Origin of the sequence: Amycolatopsis saalfeldensis (assembly GCF_900110575.1) — a bacterium.
Classification (GTDB): domain Bacteria; phylum Actinomycetota; class Actinomycetes; order Mycobacteriales; family Pseudonocardiaceae; genus Amycolatopsis; species Amycolatopsis saalfeldensis.
Genome location: NZ_FOEF01000016.1, coordinates 61,903 through 80,241 on the forward strand (window position 1 = coordinate 61,903; position 18,339 = coordinate 80,241).

Annotated in this window: 19 protein-coding genes and 1 riboswitch; of the genes, 17 read left to right on the forward strand and 2 right to left on the reverse strand. The window is 70.9% G+C overall.

Translation table 11 applies throughout. From position 1 onward, the window contains the following. The first annotated feature begins 14 nt into the window (after positions 1-14). The 5 genes from BMY97_RS30360 (at position 15) to rnc (ending at position 3,394) form a co-directional block, all read left to right on the forward strand. Entirely contained in the window at positions 15-755 is a 741-nt protein-coding gene (locus tag BMY97_RS30360; protein ID WP_091623332.1) for a ribonuclease domain-containing protein, read from the forward strand. A 180-nt stretch (positions 756-935) separates the two neighbouring features. Continuing rightward, complete coding sequence (locus tag BMY97_RS30365; protein WP_091623733.1) at positions 936-1,664, forward strand: DivIVA domain-containing protein; 729 nt, start codon at positions 936-938, stop codon at positions 1,662-1,664. A 66-nt stretch (positions 1,665-1,730) separates the two neighbouring features. Next, positions 1,731-2,348 carry a YceD family protein gene (locus BMY97_RS30370; protein ID WP_091623334.1) on the forward strand — a complete coding sequence of 206 codons (618 nt, stop codon included), beginning with the start codon at positions 1,731-1,733 and terminating at the stop codon, positions 2,346-2,348. A 75-nt stretch (positions 2,349-2,423) separates the two neighbouring features. Then, complete coding sequence (gene rpmF, locus BMY97_RS30375; RefSeq protein ID WP_020661787.1) at positions 2,424-2,606, forward strand: 50S ribosomal protein L32; 183 nt, start codon at positions 2,424-2,426, stop codon at positions 2,604-2,606. A 14-nt stretch (positions 2,607-2,620) separates the two neighbouring features. Next, the gene (gene rnc, locus BMY97_RS30380) at positions 2,621-3,394 is read left to right on the forward strand and encodes a ribonuclease III (RefSeq protein ID WP_091623337.1); all 774 of its coding nucleotides are present in this window, start codon (positions 2,621-2,623) and stop codon (positions 3,392-3,394) included. Between the two features lie 84 nt (positions 3,395-3,478). Here the strand turns inward: rnc and BMY97_RS30385 are convergent, their stop codons facing one another. Beyond that, a complete protein-coding gene (locus tag BMY97_RS30385) occupies positions 3,479-4,255 on the reverse strand; it encodes an oxidoreductase (RefSeq protein ID WP_091623339.1) in 777 nt (258 codons plus the stop codon). Between the two features lie 63 nt (positions 4,256-4,318). Between BMY97_RS30385 and mutM the strand changes: the two genes are divergently transcribed. From mutM to BMY97_RS30415, 6 genes are all read left to right on the forward strand, one after another. Further along, positions 4,319-5,182 carry a bifunctional DNA-formamidopyrimidine glycosylase/DNA-(apurinic or apyrimidinic site) lyase gene (mutM, locus tag BMY97_RS30390; protein ID WP_091623342.1) on the forward strand — a complete coding sequence of 288 codons (864 nt, stop codon included), beginning with the start codon at positions 4,319-4,321 and terminating at the stop codon, positions 5,180-5,182. A gap of 53 nt (positions 5,183-5,235) precedes the next feature. After that, positions 5,236-5,673 carry a helix-turn-helix domain-containing protein gene (locus BMY97_RS30395; protein ID WP_177231612.1) on the forward strand — a complete coding sequence of 146 codons (438 nt, stop codon included), beginning with the start codon at positions 5,236-5,238 and terminating at the stop codon, positions 5,671-5,673. 3 nt (positions 5,674-5,676) lie between these two features. Continuing rightward, positions 5,677-6,246, forward strand: coding sequence for a PhoH family protein (locus tag BMY97_RS30400; protein ID WP_177231613.1), 570 nt, complete (start codon positions 5,677-5,679; stop codon positions 6,244-6,246). Then, a complete protein-coding gene (locus tag BMY97_RS30405) occupies positions 6,243-7,436 on the forward strand; it encodes an MAB_1171c family putative transporter (protein ID WP_091623345.1) in 1,194 nt (397 codons plus the stop codon). The genes BMY97_RS30400 and BMY97_RS30405 overlap by 4 nt, the downstream gene beginning before the upstream one ends. Before the next feature lie 102 nt (positions 7,437-7,538). After that, a complete protein-coding gene (locus tag BMY97_RS30410; RefSeq protein ID WP_091623348.1) occupies positions 7,539-7,862 on the forward strand; it encodes a PadR family transcriptional regulator in 324 nt (107 codons plus the stop codon). A 73-nt stretch (positions 7,863-7,935) separates the two neighbouring features. Beyond that, positions 7,936-9,213: a DUF1700 domain-containing protein gene (locus tag BMY97_RS30415; RefSeq protein WP_091623350.1), complete on the forward strand. Its 1,278-nt coding sequence runs from the start codon at positions 7,936-7,938 to the stop codon at positions 9,211-9,213. A 582-nt stretch (positions 9,214-9,795) separates the two neighbouring features. On the opposite strand, the gene BMY97_RS30420 is transcribed toward BMY97_RS30415, so the two are convergent. Continuing rightward, positions 9,796-10,317, reverse strand: coding sequence for a YflT domain-containing protein (locus BMY97_RS30420; RefSeq protein WP_091623353.1), 522 nt, complete (start codon positions 10,315-10,317; stop codon positions 9,796-9,798). A 212-nt stretch (positions 10,318-10,529) separates the two neighbouring features. On the opposite strand from BMY97_RS30420, the gene BMY97_RS30425 reads away from it, so the two are divergent. The 6 genes from BMY97_RS30425 to gcvP all read left to right on the forward strand — a co-directional run bounded on the left by BMY97_RS30425 (position 10,530) and on the right by gcvP (position 18,337). Beyond that, on the forward strand, positions 10,530-11,894 hold the full coding sequence (locus BMY97_RS30425) for a glutamine synthetase family protein (protein WP_091623355.1): 1,365 nt from the start codon (positions 10,530-10,532) through the stop codon (positions 11,892-11,894). Further along, positions 11,875-12,594, forward strand: a complete 720-nt coding sequence (locus BMY97_RS30430) for a gamma-glutamyl-gamma-aminobutyrate hydrolase family protein (protein ID WP_091623358.1) — start codon at positions 11,875-11,877, stop codon at positions 12,592-12,594. The genes BMY97_RS30425 and BMY97_RS30430 overlap by 20 nt, the downstream gene beginning before the upstream one ends. Beyond that, on the forward strand, positions 12,591-13,994 hold the full coding sequence (locus tag BMY97_RS30435) for an aldehyde dehydrogenase family protein (RefSeq protein ID WP_091623360.1): 1,404 nt from the start codon (positions 12,591-12,593) through the stop codon (positions 13,992-13,994). Before BMY97_RS30430 ends, BMY97_RS30435 begins: the two co-directional genes overlap by 4 nt. A gap of 8 nt (positions 13,995-14,002) precedes the next feature. Next, positions 14,003-14,770 (forward strand): 3-oxoacyl-ACP reductase, encoded by a 768-nt coding sequence (locus BMY97_RS30440; RefSeq protein WP_091623362.1) that lies wholly within the window; start codon positions 14,003-14,005, stop codon positions 14,768-14,770. A gap of 42 nt (positions 14,771-14,812) precedes the next feature. Beyond that, a complete protein-coding gene (locus BMY97_RS30445; protein WP_091623741.1) occupies positions 14,813-15,151 on the forward strand; it encodes a hypothetical protein in 339 nt (112 codons plus the stop codon). 121 nt (positions 15,152-15,272) lie between these two features. Continuing rightward, a riboswitch (glycine riboswitch) is annotated at positions 15,273-15,365 on the forward strand. A gap of 140 nt (positions 15,366-15,505) precedes the next feature. Further along, positions 15,506-18,337: an aminomethyl-transferring glycine dehydrogenase gene (gene gcvP / locus BMY97_RS30450; RefSeq protein WP_091623743.1), complete on the forward strand. Its 2,832-nt coding sequence runs from the start codon at positions 15,506-15,508 to the stop codon at positions 18,335-18,337. Positions 18,338-18,339 lie beyond the last annotated feature (2 nt).

Sequence of the window (18,339 nt, forward strand, 5' to 3'; positions counted from 1 at the left end):
GTTACGGTCCGAAAATGACCAACCATCGTTCCCGTTTAGCTGGTGTCCTTTTTGCGCTGCTGGTCGGTTTCCTGGGGTTCGCGACGGCCGCGCAGGCCGCTCCCTTGGCGAGCACCGTTCCGGCCGGCCCGTCCGCGTCCGCCTCGCCCGCTTCGGTCCTGCAGAACTCCTGCGGCGACCTTTCGGGCTTCTCGCACAATGCGCTGTCCTCGCTGCCCGCCGAGGCGACGACCACCTACAACCTGATCCAGTCGGGAGGACCCTTCCCGTACCCGAAGAACGACGGCGTCGTCTTCACCAACCGTGAGGGCATTCTCCCGTCCTGCGCCTCGTCGTACTACCACGAGTACACCGTGCCGACGCCCGGCGCGAGCAACCGCGGCACCCGCCGGATCATCACCGGCCAGGGCGGCGAGTACTTCTACACCGGCGACCACTACGCGACGTTCAGCGTGATCGACGTCAACGGCGGCGGGGGCGGCACCGCCGCCTGTGGCGACCTCTCGAAGCTGGCCAAGGTCGGCTACTCCACCCTGTCGGCGGCCGCGCAGAAGGTCGTGGACACCGTCAAGGGCGGCGCGTCGACCGGCACCACCTACGAGAACCGCGAGGGTGTCCTGCCGGCCTGCGCCGCGGGCTACTACCAGCTGTTCCCGGTGGGCACGAACGACCGCGTGATCACCGGCAAGGCCGGCGAGCTGGTCTACACCCCCGACCACTACAGCACCTTCAAGGCCATCGACCTCAACTCCTGAGGCCGCGCGCCCGTGCCGCCCTGCCCGCCCGGGTGGGGCGGCACTGTCGTTTCCCGGCGTCGTTTCCCCGGTGGCGATTCGAAAGGGACACGCCCAGCCCGGCGCGCGTTCACCGGTTCGGCAGCCGCAGCGGGCAGACTGGACCGCAGCGAACGGGGAATTCTGCTTGAGGGAGTGGCCGTGTACCGGGTTTTCGAGGCACTCGACGAGCTCGTCACGATCGTCGAAGAGGCACGCGGAGTGCCCATGACGTCCAGCTGCGTGGTGCCCCGTGGCGATGTCCTCGAGCTGCTCGACGACGTCCGCGACGCCCTGCCGGGTGAGGTCGACGACGCCCAGGACGTGCTCGACAAGCGCGACGACGTGCTGCACGCGGCCCGCAAGGAGGCGGGCGAGACCGTCTCCGGGGCCAACGAGGAGGCCGAGCGCACGCTGTCCGACGCGACGTCGGAGGCCGAGCGCATCCTGGCCGACGCCCGCGACCGAGCCGAGCAGATGATGGCCGACGCGCACAACGAGGCCGAGCGCATGGTCGCCGGCGGCCAGGCGGAGTACCAGAACCTCACCGACCGCTCGCGCGCCGAGTCCGAGCGGATGATCCAGGCCGGCCGCGACGCCTACGAGCGCGCCATCGAAGACGGCCGCGCCGAGCAGGTCCGGCTCGTCTCCCAGACCGAGGTGGTCCAGGCCGCGCACGCCGAGTCCGCCCGCATCGTGGACGAGGCGCACGCCGAGGCCGACCGCCAGCGCGGCGAGTGCGACGTCTACGTGGACGGCAAGCTGGCGGAGTTCTCCGAGCTGCTGGCGACCACCCTGCGGACCGTCGACTCGGGCCGCAACCACCTGCGCTCCCCGGCGAACCTCGGCGGCAGCGGCGGCCGCCCGACCCTGTACGACTACCAGGTCTGACCTCCGGCTTCGCTTGGGTGTGGCCAGCTCCAAAGGGGTGGCGCACCCTGCGTACCCTGGTCACTGATGTCTGAGAACTCTGTTGACCCAGCCCGGCCGGCGCCGCTCGACGACCGCAGCCCCTGGGTGATCGACACCCGTGAGCTGGGCCGCCGCGCCGGCCTGAGCCGTGACGTGCGTCGTAGCGTCCCGGTCGAGGTCGCGCTCGGCGTGCCCGGCGTGATTTCCATCGACGCGGGCTCCGCCGTCGAGCTGGACCTGCTGCTCGAGTCCGTGGTCGAAGGGGTGCTGGTCAGCGGCACGGCTTCGGCCACCGCGCACGGCGCCTGCTCGCGCTGCCTCGACCCGGTGACCGAGGAGGTCGAGGTCGACCTCACCGAGCTGTTCGCCTACCCCGGCTCGGCCACCGAGGAGACCACCGACGAGGACGAGATCCCCCGTCTGGTGGACGACCGGATCGACCTCGAGCCGACGGTCCGTGACGCAGTGGTGCTGGCGCTTCCGCTCGCGCCGCTGTGCGAGGAGGACTGCGCCGGGCTGTGCACCGAATGCGGCGTCAAGTGGGCCGATCTCGAGCCCGGACACGGGCATGAGAAGATAGATCCTCGGTGGGCCGCGCTCGTCGATCGTTTCGACGAGAACGCGGGCGAAAAGCCTGCGCACGGCTCTGGAGAGCAAGCCTGACGAGCGTCCAGCTCGATCCGGGAGAAGAAAGTTCGCTCGCGAGGCGCGAGCAGACCGTTTTAAGGAGATCTACTCGTGGCCGTCCCGAAGCGGAAGATGTCGCGATCCAACACGCGCTCCCGCCGCAGCCAGTGGAAGGCGGCTCCGGTTCAGCTGGTGCCCTGCTCCAACCGCGCCTGCCGCCAGCCCAAGCTCCAGCACATCGCGTGCCCGGCATGCGGCCAGCACAACGGCCGCCAGGTCGTCGAGCCCGCCTGATCGGGCAGCCGGCCATGGGGGGCAAGTCAGCTGGTGGCGCACCGGCGGATCCCGCAGCCTTACTCGAAGCGCTCGGGGTCGTTCTCGACCCCGAGCTGCTTCGACTGTCCTTGACTCACCGCTCGTACGCGTACGAGAACGGCGGCCTGCCGCCGAACGAGCGGCTGGAGTTCCTCGGCGACGCGGTGCTGGGGCTGGTCGTCACCGACCACCTCTACACCACGCATCCCGACCTGCCAGAGGGTCAGCTCGCGAAGCTGCGCGCCAGCGTGGTCAACATGCACGCGCTGGCCGGGGTTTCGCGCGCGCTCGGTGAGGGCGGCCTCGGCGCGCACCTGCTGCTGGGCAAGGGCGAGGAACTGACCGGTGGCCGCGACAAGGCGAGCATCCTCGCCGACGGCCTCGAGGCCGTGATCGGCGCGGTGTACCTGGCGCACGGGATCGAGATCGCCCGCAAGCTGGTGCACCACCTGTTCGACGGCCTGCTCGCGGAGGCCCCGCGGCGTGGCGCCGGCCTCGACTGGAAGACCAGCCTGCAGGAGCTCACGGCGTCGGCCGGTCTCGGCGTGCCCGAGTACCGCGTCGAGGACACCGGTCCGGACCACCGCAAGGAGTTCACGGCCACGGTGCTCATCGGCGGCCGTCCGATGGGCCACGGCTCCGGCACCACGAAGAAGGAAGCCGAGCAGAAGGCCGCCGAGACGGCCTGGCGCGCGCTTTCCGAAGAGCTCGGCACCGAGGACACCAGTATCGAAGACGGCGAGGACCAGCCCAAGACCGAGGGCTGACTTCGTCGCCGGATTTCCCCCAAAGCCTGCTGCCGTCTCCCGTCACGGGATGCGGCAGCAGGCTTTGGGGTTTCCGGGGGCGGGTCAGACCACCCGCAGCTGGCCGCCGTCGACGATCAGTTCGCTGCCGGTGATGTAGCTCGCCTGGTCCGAGGCGAGGAAGACCACCATCGCGGCGATCTCCGCCGGCTCGCCCAGGCGGCCGAGGGGGATGCCGCCGATGGTCTCGACGAAGCCGGCCATCGCCGTTTCGTAGTCGATGCCCAGCTTCTTGGCGAAGCCTTCGATCCCCGACTCGACCAGCGGCGTCCGGGTCAGGCCGGGGGACACGCGGTTGACCCGCACGCCTCGGCCCGCGATCGCCGAAGCCAGGGTCTTGCTGTACGTGGAGAGCGCCGCCTTCGAAGCCGCGTAGTCCACGCCGACGGCCTGCGGGAACCGGTTCACCGTGGACGTCACGTGCACCACCACGCCCGAGCCGCGTTCGATCATGCCCGGCACCAGCTCGCGGTCCAGCCGGACCGCGCTGAGCAGGTTGGTTTCGAGCATGGCCAGCCAATCCTCGTCGCCCACCGACAGCGGGCCTTCGAGGTGGCCCTTGCTCGTGCCGACGTTGTCGACCAGCACGTCGACGCCGCCGAGCAGCCGCTCCGCCTCCCGCGCCAGGCGGATCAGGTCCTCGGGGTCGCGGGCGTCGGTCGCGACGAACCGGACGCCTTCGGGTAGTTCGGCCTCCGTGCGCGCGCTGGCCACCACGGTCGCGCCCGCCCGGGCGAACCCCTGGACCACCGCCAGCCCGATCCCGCGGGTCCCGCCCGTCACCAGCACCCGTTTGCCGCGCAGCCCGCTTTCCTCACCCATGCCGACGACCTTAGTGACGGCGCCCCGTCCGAAACTGTCGTACCCGGCGGGCAGAATGGGGCCATGCCCGAGTTACCCGAGGTGGAGGTCGTCCGCGCCGGCCTGGAAGCCCATGTCGCCGGCCGCACCGTGAGCAAGGTCGAAGTCCTGCACCCGCGCGCCATCCGGCGGCATGTGCTGGGGGCCGAGGACTTCACCGGCCGGCTCGCCGGGGTGCGGGTAGACGCGGCCCGCCGCCGGGGGAAGTACCTGTGGCTGGAGCTTTCCGGCGGCGAGGCGGTGCTGGCGCACCTCGGCATGAGCGGCCAGATGCTGGTGCAGCCCGAGGGCGCGCCGGACGAGAAGCACCTGCGCGTGCGCGTCCGGTTCGCCGACGACGGGCCGGAGCTGCGGTTCGTCGACCAGCGCACGTTCGGCGGACTGGCGCTCGACGAGCTGGTGACCACCGACGGCGAGCAGCTGCCCGGCACCATCGCGCACATCGCGCGCGACCCGATGGACCCGAGGTTCGACGCGGCCGCGGCGGCGCGGGCGTTGCGCTCGCGGCGCACGGAGGTCAAGCGTGCGCTGCTGGACCAGACTCTGGTGTCCGGCGTCGGCAACATCTACGCCGACGAGGCGTTGTGGCGTTCGAAGCTGCACTGGGCGCGGCCGACCGAGAAGCTGACCGCCGCGCAGGGCCGTGCGCTGGTCGCCGCTGCCACCGAGGTGATGGATTCGTCGTTGCAAGCCGGCGGCACGTCGTTCGATGCGTTGTATGTCAACGTGAACGGGCAATCGGGCTACTTCGCGCGCTCCCTCGACGCGTATGGCCAGGAGGGGCTGCCGTGCCGCCGTTGTGGCACGGCGATCCGGCGGGAGCCGTTCATGAACCGCTCGTCCTACTCCTGCCCGCGCTGCCAGCCGCGGCCGCGCAGCTCGCGTTGATGCGCCCCCGGAGGGCATCAACTAGGATGAAAAGCAGCTGAAGGGGGCGTCGCATGGTGGCCACGGAGTCCGGCAAGACTTCGCTTTCCGGCAAGATCGACCAGCTGTTCCACGTGGTGCGCCGGCCCGACCGCGAGCAGTACAGCCACGAGGAGGTCGCCCGCGCCTGCCGTGAGGCGACCGGGGAGAGCTTCTCCACCACGTACCTCTGGCAGCTGCGCACCGGGCGTCGCGACAATCCCACGAAGCGCCATCTCGAGGCTCTCGCTCAGTTCTTCGGCGTTCCTCCGGCATACTTCTTCGACGACGAGCAGAGCGTGAAAATCGCCGAGGAGCTGGCCCTCCTGGGCGCGCTGCGCGACGCGGGGGTCCGTGACGTGGCCCTGCGCGCGGTCACCCTCTCGTCCGATGGGCTCGACACGATCAGCGACATGATCGACGCGATCGCGCGGAGGGAGGCCGGCCGCGGCGGCGCGCAGAAGGAGGGCTGAGCCGTGGCGGACCGGCAGCGTGAACAGCTGTGGCGAAGGTGCCGCCGGCTGGCCGAGACCGCTGCGCTGCCCGAGCCGTTCGACTCGGGGCGGTTCGTGGCGGGCATCGCCGCCGACCGGGGACGGCCCATCGAGCTGATGCCGGTGAACACCCCGTCCGGCGGGCCCTGCGGCCTGCTGATGAGCACCGAGCGCGCCGACTACATCCTCTACCCGACGAACACCACGGCGCTGCACCGCCGGCACATCCTGCTGCACGAGGTGGGGCACCTGCTGTGCGGCCACGTCGGCTCCGACGCGGGCGCGGACGGCGCGGCCATCGACTCCGCCGCCAGCCGTCAGCTGATGCCCAGCCTCTCGGCGGAACTCGTCCGCCGGGTGCTCGGCCGGACCACGTACACGGCTGTCGAGGAGCAGGAGGCCGAGCTGGTCGCGTCGCTCATCGCGCAGCGCGTCGCCCGCGGCTCGGGCACCCGCCCGGCGGTCGAGGCCGACGAGAGCAGCGGCTTCGACGGCGGGATGGCGCGGATGGACAACCTGTTCGGCGGCAAGCCGCGCCGCCGGCACCCGTGAGCGAGACGCTGGCGTACCTGGCCTGCGTGCTCGGGTTCGCCGGCTTCAGCGCCAAGCTGCTGGAGGCGGGACACGACCAGCCGGTGAAGCGGCTCTGGTACCTGTCCGGCTTCGGCATCTGCATCGCGCTGGGGATCACCGTGGGCACGGAGGCGATGGACACGCTGACCGGGCACACGCAGTGGTACGCGCAGTTCGCGACATTCGCCGGCGACGCGTTCAAGATCGGCGCGATCGGTTTCGCGGTGGCGTTCGCGCGGTCGATGCGCCTGGGCGACGGCGCGAAGCTGGGCTGGCACGCGGTGGTGACGTGGCTGGTGCTGCTGGTCGAGGCCGTGCTGTTCGTCCTCGCCTCGCCGGACCGGTCCGGCGACGTCACCGTGGCGGCCCCGGCCGGGCGGCCGTACTACTTCCTGTACGAGCTGATGTTCGTCGTGTACGGCGTGCCGAGCCTGATCCTGCTGGCATCGGTCTTCGCGCGCTTCGCCGTGCGCGCGCGGGGTGGGCCGCTTCGCCTGGGGCTGTGGCTGATTTTCGGCGGCGTGGCCGCGGCGGTGGCGTGGACGCTGTGGGACCTCGACGACCTTCGCCAGGTCGCGCAGATCGGCCAGGTCGACGCGACGGACGACCTGCCGTCGGCCGCGCTGGGCGCTTCGTGCGTGGTGCTGGTGGTGGCGGGCGCGACGTTGTCGGCATGGGGACCTTCGCTCGCCGCGCCGGTGCGCTGGCTGCGCGCGTACCGGGGCTACCGCCGGATCGAGCCACTGTGGACGGTCCTTCGCGACGCCGTGCCGGGTATCGCCCTCGATCCGGCTCGCGGGCTGGGCGGGGTGGAGTTCGCGTTGTACCGCCGCGTGATCGAGATCCGAGACGGGCACCTCGCGCTGCGGCCGTACTTCGACCCGGACCTGCCCTCGCGAGTGGAAGCGCTCGCGCGCCGCGCGGGTGTGCCGGCCGGGGACGTGGTCGCGACCACCGAAGCGGCGGCACTGGCCGCGGCCCTGGTCGCGAGCGAAGCGGGCCACCGCTACCAGCCCGACGACGCCGATGGCCCGGCCGGCGAGCCCGTCGACGCGGACGTCCTCGCCGAGGCGGCTTGGCTGGTCCGGGTGGCCCGGGCGTGGCGGCACTCGGCCGTGGTGCGCCAGATTCGTGGCGAAACCCAGCGGGAGCTGGGCGTTTCGGCCTGACCGCCGGGTTTCCGGGCGGGGCCGATGGTCCGAACAGCCCTCCGCCGTGCGCACTACTGCGCTATGCGTGGTACCGTTCCAAACGTAAGACTGGAGGGTGCCGTGGAGATCAGTCAGCTGCTCAAGGGAGTGCTGGATCTGGCTGTGCTGGCGGTGCTGCGCGAGGACGACGGGTACGGCTACGACGTGCTTCGAAGACTTCGCGTGGCCGGCCTTGAGGAAGTGGGCGATGCGTCGGTGTACGGGACGTTGCGGCGGCTGTACAAGGCCGGGCTCCTGACCTCGTACGTGGTGCCGAGCGAGGAAGGCCCGCACCGCAAGTACTACAGCCTGAACGAGCCGGGACGGTCACGGCTCGCCGAGTCGGCCAAGACCTGGCAGAGCTTCGCGTCGACGATGAACGATTTGTTGGGGGAGGCGGCATGAGCGCGGAAAGCCCTTGTACGGCAACGCGAATCCGTGCCGCTGGGCCGCTGGCCCGCGTGACACAGGAGGCAGCATGAGTACGGAGAAGCCCACCGCCGTGCGGGTGTACCTGGCGAGGGTCCGCACCGCGCTCGCCGACCTGCCCGCGGGGGAGGTCGAAGAGATCCTGGAGGACGTCCGGCCGCATCTGGCCGAGATGGAGGTGGAGCTGGGGCCGTCGGCGCGGGTCGAGGCGCTGATCGAGCGGCTGGGCACGCCGGAGAGCTACGCCGCCGAGCTGCGGTCGTCCGGGGGCTATCCGCCGCCTGCCGACGGTGTCGCGACGACTGTGCTCAAGACACCCAAGGAACACAGCCTGTTCGGGGCCCGATTCGCCTTGTGGGGCTTGGTGTTCTGCGCCGCGGGGCTGGCGCTGTTCGCGTTCGGCGCGGGGGTGTCGGTCAACCCGGACGCACTGCTGGGCCTGTTGCTCCTGGCGCCGGTGTTCGCGCTGAGCCTGTGGTTCCTCCACAGCCGGGGCATCGCGGCCGTGCTGGCGCTGCCCGAGGCGGTCCGGGTCCGCGACACGCTGCGCAAGTTCCGCGAGGACCGCAAGGGCGACCGGACGCTGTCCTACCTCGGCTCGCTCAAGCCCGCCTGGTGGGTGGCCTGCGCGGCGGTGCTGGTGGTGTTCGGGCTGTTCCTGATGCTGCGGCACTCGTACGCGCTGCTGTTGCTGCCGTTCCTGATCGCGGCCGCGGTCGCGGTGGTGTGGGCGGGCCCGCGCACGTCCGGCGACCGGCGGCTGCTGTGGATCGTGGTGCCGGTGTCGGCGTTCGTGGTCGGCGGCGGCTTCGGCGGGATCGGCGCGATGGTCGACCGGGTCGGCCACTCGCCGTATTTCCCGGACTCGACGCCGTACAGCGCGTCGTACGCCTCTGACCAGTACGGAAACCAGCAGCTGCGCTACGGCGACGAGGAGCTGAAGAACGTCTACGCGTTCGACGCCGACGGCAAGCCGCTCACCGACGTCTACCTCTACGACGAGCAGGGCCGCCCGCTCACCATCACCCGTTACGGCTGCGAGCAAAGCACCGGAACGGAAGCCCGGCGCGGCGTGGACAACCGCTTCCCGCGGCCGCAGCTGGTGCAGGGCACGCAGGACGCCAACGGCAACCTCGACGGCTACAACGGCTACCGCGCCTACTGCCACGAGGTCACCGGCGTCCCCTTCGCGGCGGCCATCCCCAAGCCGGTCCCCGCGCCGCCGAGCAAGCCGTCCGGTGCACCGGAAAGCCCGAAACCAAGCGGCTCGACCCCGGCGACGCCGAGTTCTGCTGTGCCGACGAGTTCCGCTCCGCCTACGCGGTAGGGGTGGATTGGCCCTAGCCCGCGGGCAGGGCAGTGGAGCGGCTGCCCTGCTTGCGGGTTGGGCGGTGGCGGGGAGCTGTCTCGCCTCGCGGGTTGGGCGACGGCGGGGGCACGCCCTGCTTGCGGGGTAAGGCAGTGCAGGGTCTTGCTCCACTCACGAGGTCACGCGGCGGGGGTCGCGCGGCCGGTGCGGTGGGGCAGCGCGGGAACGGGGGAGCGGAGGTCGGGGCCGCTCCCCCGTTTCTCTTTGCGCCGAATCTGCCGAAACACACCGCCAAGACGACCCGAACTCTGCGCGTCGAGGATCTCTCGCGGCGTGGTCGTTTCGTCCCAGACCATCTCGTCGACGCTGTGAGTGAGCGGCCGCTTGAGCAGCTACCGACCCGGTCATGAACGACTGGGTCTCGTGAGCCGCCTTCTGAAGTAAGACGCTGGCGGTGGAGGGCGAGCGGCAGGAGTTCAGGCAGGTCTTCCTGCATCTCTTCCAGGGCGGCGCGGCCGCCGATGAAGCCGACCGGGGGCAGAAAACAGTCCGGGCGCCCAGGTCACGAGGACCCGGACGCCCGGACTGGGGGGACGAACGTCAGTGCAGCAGACCCGAGCGAGCCGACAGGTCCGCCAGCAGAGCGCGGCCCTTCTCGGCGTTACGGGGCTGCGAAAGCACGTCGTAGCGCTGCGCGACGAGCTGGCTTTGCGAGACGAAACCGCGCTTGTTGCGGTTGGCCGCGTAGCCCAGTGCGCCGAACAGCAGGTTGAACCCGACGCCGGCGACCAGGCCGAGCAGGATCGGAATCAGGCCCGCGGCCGGGTTGAGCAGGCTCAGCACCAGGCCGAGGAACAGGCCGAACACCGCGCCGGACATGGCCGCGCTGCCGAGCAGCTTGCCCCAGGTCATCCGGCCCGCGATGCGCTCGACGAGCATCGGCTGGACGCCCACGATCGTCACGTCGGTGACCGGGAAGTCCGTGCTCGCGAGGTGGTCGACCGCGCGCTGTGCCTGCTCGTAGGACTCGTAGGAGCCGATCGGCCAGCCCGTCGGCATGGTCGGGAGCTGCGGCCGCGCCTGAGCCCGGCCCGCCGTGGTCTGCGTGAATGCTTCAGTCATCCCTCTCACCTCTCTTGCCCTGTCCAACGCACGCGAGGGCGAGTTTGGTCCCATTCCACCACGATTCACAGATTCTTCTCAGCCGGGCAACCCGGACATACGCGACCGGTACGCAATGGATCTGAAAAATACCTTTGATCGGATTGACCCGGCCGGGCTGACCCGGTAGGAAGAACCCGCAAAGGATCGGATCCAAACCTTTGGACGGTGCGATGGTCAGCAGGCGCGGCTTCCTCACCCTCGACGCGCTCCGGGCGCAGGTCGAGGCGGGCACGATCGACACCGTGCTCGTGGCGATCACCGACATGCAGGGCAGGCTCCAGGGCAAGCGCTGCTCGGCCGAGTACTTCCTCGAAGAGGTGGTGGGCCACGCCACCGAGGCGTGCAACTACCTGCTCGCGGTGGACGTCGACATGAACACCGTCGACGGGTACGCGATCTCGTCGTGGGAGAGCGGTTACGGCGACTTCGTGCTCCGCCCCGACTTCGCCACCCTGCGCCGGGTGCCGTGGCAGGAGGGCACGGCGATGGTGCTCGCGGACGTCGAGCGCGTGCAGGGCGGCCCGGTCGCCGTCTCGCCGCGGCAGGTCCTGCGCCGCCAGCTCGACCGGCTCGCCGAGCGGGGGCTGGCCGCGTTCGTCGGCACCGAGCTGGAGTTCATCGTCTTCGACGACAGCTACGAGACCGCGTGGGACAAGCGTTACCACGACCTCAAGCCCGCCAACCAGTACAACGTGGACTACTCGATGCTCGGCACCGCGCGCCTCGAGCCGCTGCTGCGCCGCATCCGCAACGAGATGGCCGGCGCCGGGCTGTACCCGGAGTCGGCGAAGGGCGAGTGCAACCTCGGCCAGCAGGAGATCGCGTTCCGCTTCGCCGACGCGCTCACCACGTGCGACAACCACAGCGTCTACAAGAACGGCGCCAAGGAGATCGCCGCGCAGGAGGGCAAGAGCCTCACCTTCATGGCGAAGTACAACGAGCGCGAGGGCAACTCCTGCCACATCCACATCAGCCTCCGCTCGGCCGAGGGCGGCGCCGTGCTGGCCGGCGACGGCGACCACGGCTTCTCGCCGCTGATGGAGCACTTCCTCGCCGGGCAGTTGGCCGCGCTGCGCGAGCTGACCTACTTCCTCGCCCCGAACATCAACTCCTACAAGCGTTTCGTGCCCGGCAGCTTCGCGCCGACGGCCGTCGCGTGGGGCACCGACAACCGCACCTGCGCGCTGCGCGTGGTGGGCCACGGCGAGTCGCTGCGGGTGGAGAACCGGGTGCCGGGCGGCGACGTGAACCCGTACCTGGCGGTCGCCGCGCTGATCGCCGCCGGCCTGCACGGCATCGAGAACGAGCTGCCGCTGGAGCCGGAGTTCACCGGCAACGCCTACTTCTCGGCCAAGCCGACGGTGCCGACCACGCTGGGCGAGGCCGCCGGCACCCTCGCGACCAGCGAGATCGCGCGCGCTGCGTTCGGCGAAGACGTGGTGGAGCACTACTTGAACGCCGCCAGGATCGAACGGGAGGCGTTCGAGAAGGCCGTCACCGACTGGGAGCGGGCCCGTGGCTTCGAACGGCTCTAGCAGTGCCCCGGTCATCGGCCTCACCTCGTACGTGGAGCAGGCGAAGTTCCTGGCCTGGGACACCGAAGCCGCGCTGCTGCACCGCGTGTACCTCGACTGTGTGGTGGCCGCGGGCGGCATTCCCGTGCTGCTGCCGCCGGTCAGCGACGCGTACGACCGGCTCGTCTCCACTGTGGACGGTCTGGTGCTCACCGGCGGCGCCGACGTGGACCCGGCCCGGTACGGCCAGGCTCCGCACGAGAAGACCTACACCCGCCCGGGCCGCGACGCCTTCGAGTTCGGCCTGCTCGCGGCCGCACGCCGTGCGCACGTGCCGGTGCTCGGGGTGTGCCGCGGGTTGCAGGTGATGAGCGTCGCGCTCGGCGGGACGCTGGCCCAGCACCTGCCGGAGACCGTCGGGGACACCGCGCACCAGCCCGCGCCCGCGGTCTTCGGGCCCGGCACCGTCTCGCTCACCGAGGGCAGCCGCGCGGCCGCGATCCTCGGGCCGGAGGCGAAAACCCTTTGTTACCACCATCAGGCGATCGACCGGCTCGGCGACGGGCTGATCGCCACCGGGCACTCGGCCGACGGGACCGTCGAGGCCATCGAGTCGCCGGGCGAAGACTTCCTGCTCGGGGTCCAATGGCACCCGGAGCAGGACACCGACGACATCCGACTGTTCCAGGCTCTCGTCCAAGCAGCAAAGGAGAAGGCATGACTGAGCTTGACGCCGCCTCCGCGGGAGGGAGTGCGTCGGCGGTGTTCGACGTGATCAACCCCGCCACCGAGCAGGTGGTGCGGTCGGTCGCGCTGACGAGCGCCGAGGAGACCGACGCGGCGATCGCCCGGGCGCAGGCGGCGTTCCCGGCCTGGCGGGACGTCGCCCCGGGGGACCGGGCGCGGCTGCTGCGGCGGTTCGCCGACGCCGTCGAGGGCGACATCGAGAACCTCGCGCTCCTGGAGGTCGCCAATTCCGGGCACACCATCGGCAACGCGCGGTGGGAGGCGGGCAACGTCCGCGACGTGCTGAACTACTACTCCGCCACGCCGGAACGCCTGATCGGGCAACAGATCCCGGTGCCGGGCGGGGTGAACGTCACCTTCCACGAGCCGCTGGGCGTGGTCGGCGTGATCGTGCCGTGGAACTTCCCGATGCCGATCGCCGGCTGGGGTTTCGCGCCCGCCCTCGCCGCGGGCAACACCGTGGTGCTCAAGCCCGCGGAGCTGACCCCGCTGACGGCGGTGCGGCTGGCCGAGCTGGCCCGTGAGGCCGGTATCCCCGAGGACGTCTTCCAGGTGCTGCCCGGCAAGGGCTCGGTGGTGGGACAGCGGTTCGTCGAAAACCCGGCCGTGCGCAAGGTCGTGTTCACCGGCTCCACCGAGGTCGGCAAGCAGATCATGGCGGGCTGCTCGGCGCAGGTGAAGCGGGTGACGCTGGAGCTGGGCGGGAAGAACGCGAACGTCGTGTTCGCCGACGCCGACCTGGAGAAGGCCGCCGCGACCGCGCCGTACGGGGTGTTCGACAACGCCGGCCAGGACTGCTGCGCCCGTTCGCTGATCCTCGTCCAAGCGACCGTGTACGACCGGTTCATGGAGCTGCTCGAACCCGCTGTGCGCGGGGTGGTCGTCGGCGATCCGGGTGACGAGAAGACCGAGATGGGCCCGCTGATCTCGGCCGGGCACCACGCGAAGGTCTCTTCTTACGTCACCGGTGAAACGCCGGTCGCCTTCCGCGGCAGCGCGCCGGACGGGCCGGGGTTCTGGTTCGCGCCGACCGTCGTCACCCCGCCGGACCTGGCCGACCCGCTGGCCGCCGACGAGATCTTCGGCCCGGTGGTCGCGGTGGTCCCGTTCACCGACGAGGCCGACGCGGTCCGGATGGCGAACCACACCGAGTACGGCCTGTCCGGCTCGATCTGGACCCGCGACGTCGGGCGGGCGTTCCGCGTCGCGCGCGGGGTCGAAGCCGGGAACCTGTCGGTGAACTCGCACTCGTCGGTGCGGTACTGGACGCCGTTCGGCGGGTTCAAGCAGTCCGGCCTCGGCCGGGAGCTGGGCCCGGACGCCGCGGCGGCGTTCACCGAGACCAAGAACGTTTTCCTGAGCACGGAAGAGTAGGGAAAGAGATGGTGCAGCGTTTCGAAGGCCGCGTCGCGGTGATCACCGGCGGCGCGAGCGGCATCGGCCTCGCCTCGGCGCGGCGGCTGGCGAGCGAGGGCGCGAAGATCGTGATCGGCGACCTCACGCCGGAGCTCGGCAAGGCCGCGGCGGACGAGGTCGGCGGCCTGTTCGTGCCGACCGACGTCACCGAGGCCGACCAGGTGGAGGCCCTGTTCGCGACGGCGGTGGAGCAGTTCGGCTCGGTCGACGTCGCGTTCAACAACGCCGGCATCTCGCCGCCGGAGGACGACTCGATCCTGACCACCGGCATCGAGGCCTGGGACCGGGTCCAGCGGGTCAACCTGACCTCGGTGTACCTGTGCTGCAAGGCCGCGCTGCCGCACATGCAGCGCCAGGGCAAGGGCTCGATCATCAACACCGCGTCGTTCGTCGCCGTGATGGGCGCCGCGACTTCGCAGATTTCCTACACCGCTTCGAAGGGCGGGGTGCTCTCGATGAGCCGCGAGCTGGGCGTGCAGTTCGCGCGGGAGAACATCCGCGTCAACGCGCTGTGCCCCGGCCCGGTGAACACCCCGCTGCTCAAGGAGCTGTTCGCGAAGGACCCGGAGCGCGCCGCCCGCCGACTGGTGCACGTGCCCGTGGGCCGGTTCGCCGAGCCCGAGGAGATCGCGGCCGCCGTGGCCTTCCTGGCCAGCGACGACGCCAGCTTCATCACCGCTTCGCAGTTCCTGGTGGACGGCGGGATCTCGGGCGCCTACGTCACGCCGCTGTGAAACACCGGCGTGACGGCCGGTCCCGGTGAGATGCTGGCCGTCATGAACCTTCGGAAGAGCCTGGCCCGGTTGCCGTCCGGCGGCGTCACACAGCGCGTTTTCGGCGAGCCGATCGAGTCGCCGGACGGTGGCCTGGTCATCCCGGTCGTCCGCGTCACCGGTGTGCGCGGCGGGGCGCCCAGCCCGGTCGGCGTGTTCGTGATCCACGGCGGCAAGGCCCAGTGGGAGCCCGCCGTGGACGCGAACCGGCTGGCGTTGCTGGGCGCGGTGATCGGCTTGGCCTCGGCGGTCATCTCGACGCTCGCGGTGCTTCGCCGTCCGCCGTGGCCGGACCTGTCGGTCGAAGGACTGGCTCAGCTGGCGAAGCGCCCGAAGGGGTAGCCCCGTCGTCATGGCTCGGGGTGTGTCGTAGGCCGGAAGAGGTAGACTCGCGCGCAAAGCGGCAGGTACGGTGGCCGCACCGCAGCACCTGCACGTCCTTACAACTCCATATCGGGCCGTTCGAGCCGGAGCGGGAGAGCCCCACGCAAGCAGTGGGGCACCGAAGGAGCAAACTCCCCGGAATCTCTCAGGTACCCACTACCGCTTCGCGCGAGGCCACTCTGGAAAGCAGGCGCACCCGCGCCTCACCCAAGGTGAAAGCCGTGTTCCGCACGGTGAAACTCTCAGGTGCCCATGACAGAGGGGGAGTTCCCAGTGCACCGTTGCGCCCGGTGCCCGTCCCGAGGAGCTCCCATCACCTCCACCCCCTTCGACGCCCGCCACATCGGCCCCGCCGAGGCCGAGCGGGCCAAGATGCTCGCCGAAACCGGGCACGGAAGCCTGGACTCCCTCGTCGAGGCGGCGGTCCCGTCGGCCATCCGCGCCACCCGTGACCTGGACCTGCCCGCGGCCGCCACCGAGGAAGAGGCCACCGCGGAGCTGCGCGCGCTGGCGGCGCTCAACCGCCCGATGACGCAGATGATCGGCCTCGGCTACTCCGACACCGTCACCCCCGGCGTGATCCGCCGCAACGTGCTGGAGAACCCGGCCTGGTACACCGCGTACACGCCGTACCAGCCGGAGATCTCGCAGGGACGGCTCGAGGCGCTGCTGAACTTCCAGACCATGGTCGCCGACCTCACCGGCCTGGCCACCGCGAACGCGTCGCTGCTGGACGAGTCGACCGCCGTCGCCGAGGCCATGACCTTGATGCGCCGGGCTTCGAAGGCCAAGTCGAACGTCGTCGTGCTCGACGCCGAGTGCCTGCCGCAGACGATCGCGGTGGTGCGCACGCGCGCCGCGGCGCTGGGCATCGATGTGCAGGTGCGCGATCTGCTCACCGGGCTGCCGGAGGAGTTCTTCGGGATGGTCGTGCAGTACCCGGGTGCGTCCGGTGTGCTGCGGGGGCGCGGTTTCTACCACGCCGTTTCCGAGGCCGCGAAGGCCGCGGGCGCGCTGTACACGGTGGCCGCGGACCTGCTGGCGCTCACCCTCATCACCTCGCCGGGCGAGTTCGGCGCCGACGTGGCGGCCGGCTCGACGCAGCGTTTCGGCGTGCCGCTCGGCTACGGCGGTCCGCACGCCGGGTACATGGCCGTGCGCGCCGGGCTGGAGCGCTCGCTGCCCGGCCGCCTCGTGGGCGTCTCGGTGGACGCCGACGGCAACTCCGCGTACCGGCTCGCGCTGCAGACGCGTGAGCAGCACATTCGCCGAGAGAAGGCGACGTCCAACATCTGCACCGCGCAGGTGCTGCCGGCCGTGCTCGCCGCGATGTACGCGGTCTACCACGGCCCGGACGGCTTGCAGGCCATCGCGAACCGCGTGCACGGGCTGGCCGCCGGGCTCGCGGACGCGTTGCGCGCCGGCGGGGTCGAGGTCGTGCACGAGTCCTTCTTCGACACGGTCGTGGCGCACGTCCCGGGCCGCGCCGCGGAGGTCCACGAGGCCGCGCGCGAAGCCGGGATCAACCTCGGCCACGTCGACGCCGACCACGTGCGCGTCGCCTGCGACGAGGTGACGCGCCCGGACACGATCGCGAAGGTGCTTCGCGCGTTCGGCGTCGACGCCAAGTGGACTGTCGCGACCGCGCTGCCGAACGGCATCGTGCGCGAGAGCGGCTTCATGGGCCACGAGGTGTTCAGCACTCACCGCTCCGAGACGGCCATGCTGCGTTACCTGCGCCGGCTGTCCGATCAGGACTACGCGCTCGACCGCGGCATGATCCCGCTCGGCTCGTGCACGATGAAGCTCAACGCCACCACGGAGATGGAGCCGATCAGCTGGCGGGAGTTCGCTGGCATCCACCCGTTCGCGCCTGCCGAGGACGCTCAGGGCTACCACGTGCTCGTCGAGCAGCTTTCGGGCTGGCTCGCCGAGGTGACCGGCTACGACCGGGTGTCGCTGCAGCCGAACGCGGGCAGCCAGGGCGAGCTGGCGGGCCTGCTCGCCATCCGCGGTTACCACCACGCGAACGGTCAGCCCGAGCGCGACGTCTGCCTGATTCCGTCCTCCGCGCACGGCACGAACGCCGCTTCGGCGGTGCTCGCGGGCATGCGCGTGGTCGTGGTCAAGTGCACCGACGAGGGCAACGTCGACCTGGCCGACCTCCAGGCCAAAGTGGACGCCCACCGCGAAACCCTCGCGGCGATCATGGTCACCTACCCGTCCACGCACGGCGTTTACGAGCACGGCATCGAGCGGCTCGCGAAGATCGTGCACGACGGCGGCGGCCAGGTCTACGTCGACGGCGCGAACCTGAACGCGTTGCTGGGCCTGGCGAAGCCGGGTGAGTTCGGCGGCGACGTCTCGCACCTGAACCTGCACAAGACGTTCTGCATCCCGCACGGCGGCGGCGGCCCCGGCGTCGGCCCGGTCGCGGTGCGCGCGCACCTCGCGCCGTACCTGCCGAACCACCCGCTGCTGGACCAGGCCGGCCCGGCCACCGGCGTCGGCCCGATCAGCGGCGCGCCCTACGGCTCAGCGTCGATCCTGCCGATCTCCTGGGCGTACGTCCGGATGATGGGCGGGCCGGGCCTGACCACGGCCACCAAGGTCGCGGTGCTCGCCGCGAACTACGTCGCCTCGCGCCTCTCGCCGCACTTCCCGGTGCTCTACACCGGACAGGACGGCCTGGTCGCGCACGAGTGCATCCTCGACCTGCGCGGCATCACCAAGGAGACCGGCGTGACGGTCGACGACGTCGCGAAGCGGCTCATCGACTACGGCTTCCACGCGCCGACCATGTCGTTCCCGGTCGCCGGCACGCTGATGGTGGAGCCCACCGAGAGCGAGGACCTGGGCGAGATCGACCGGTTCATCGCGGCGATGATCGCCATCCGCGGCGAGATCGACCAGGTCGCGGCCGGCCGGTGGACCGCCGAGACCAGCCCGCTGCGCGGCGCCCCGCACACCGCGGAGGCGCTGGTCGGCGAGTGGGACGCGGACTACGACCGTGAGCTGGCGGTGTACCCGGCCGGGGTGTCGCGCAAGAACAAGTACTGGCCGCCGGTCCGCCGCATCGACGGCGCGCGCGGCGACCGCAACCTCGTCTGCTCCTGCCCGCCCCTCAACGCTTACGAAGGCTGATC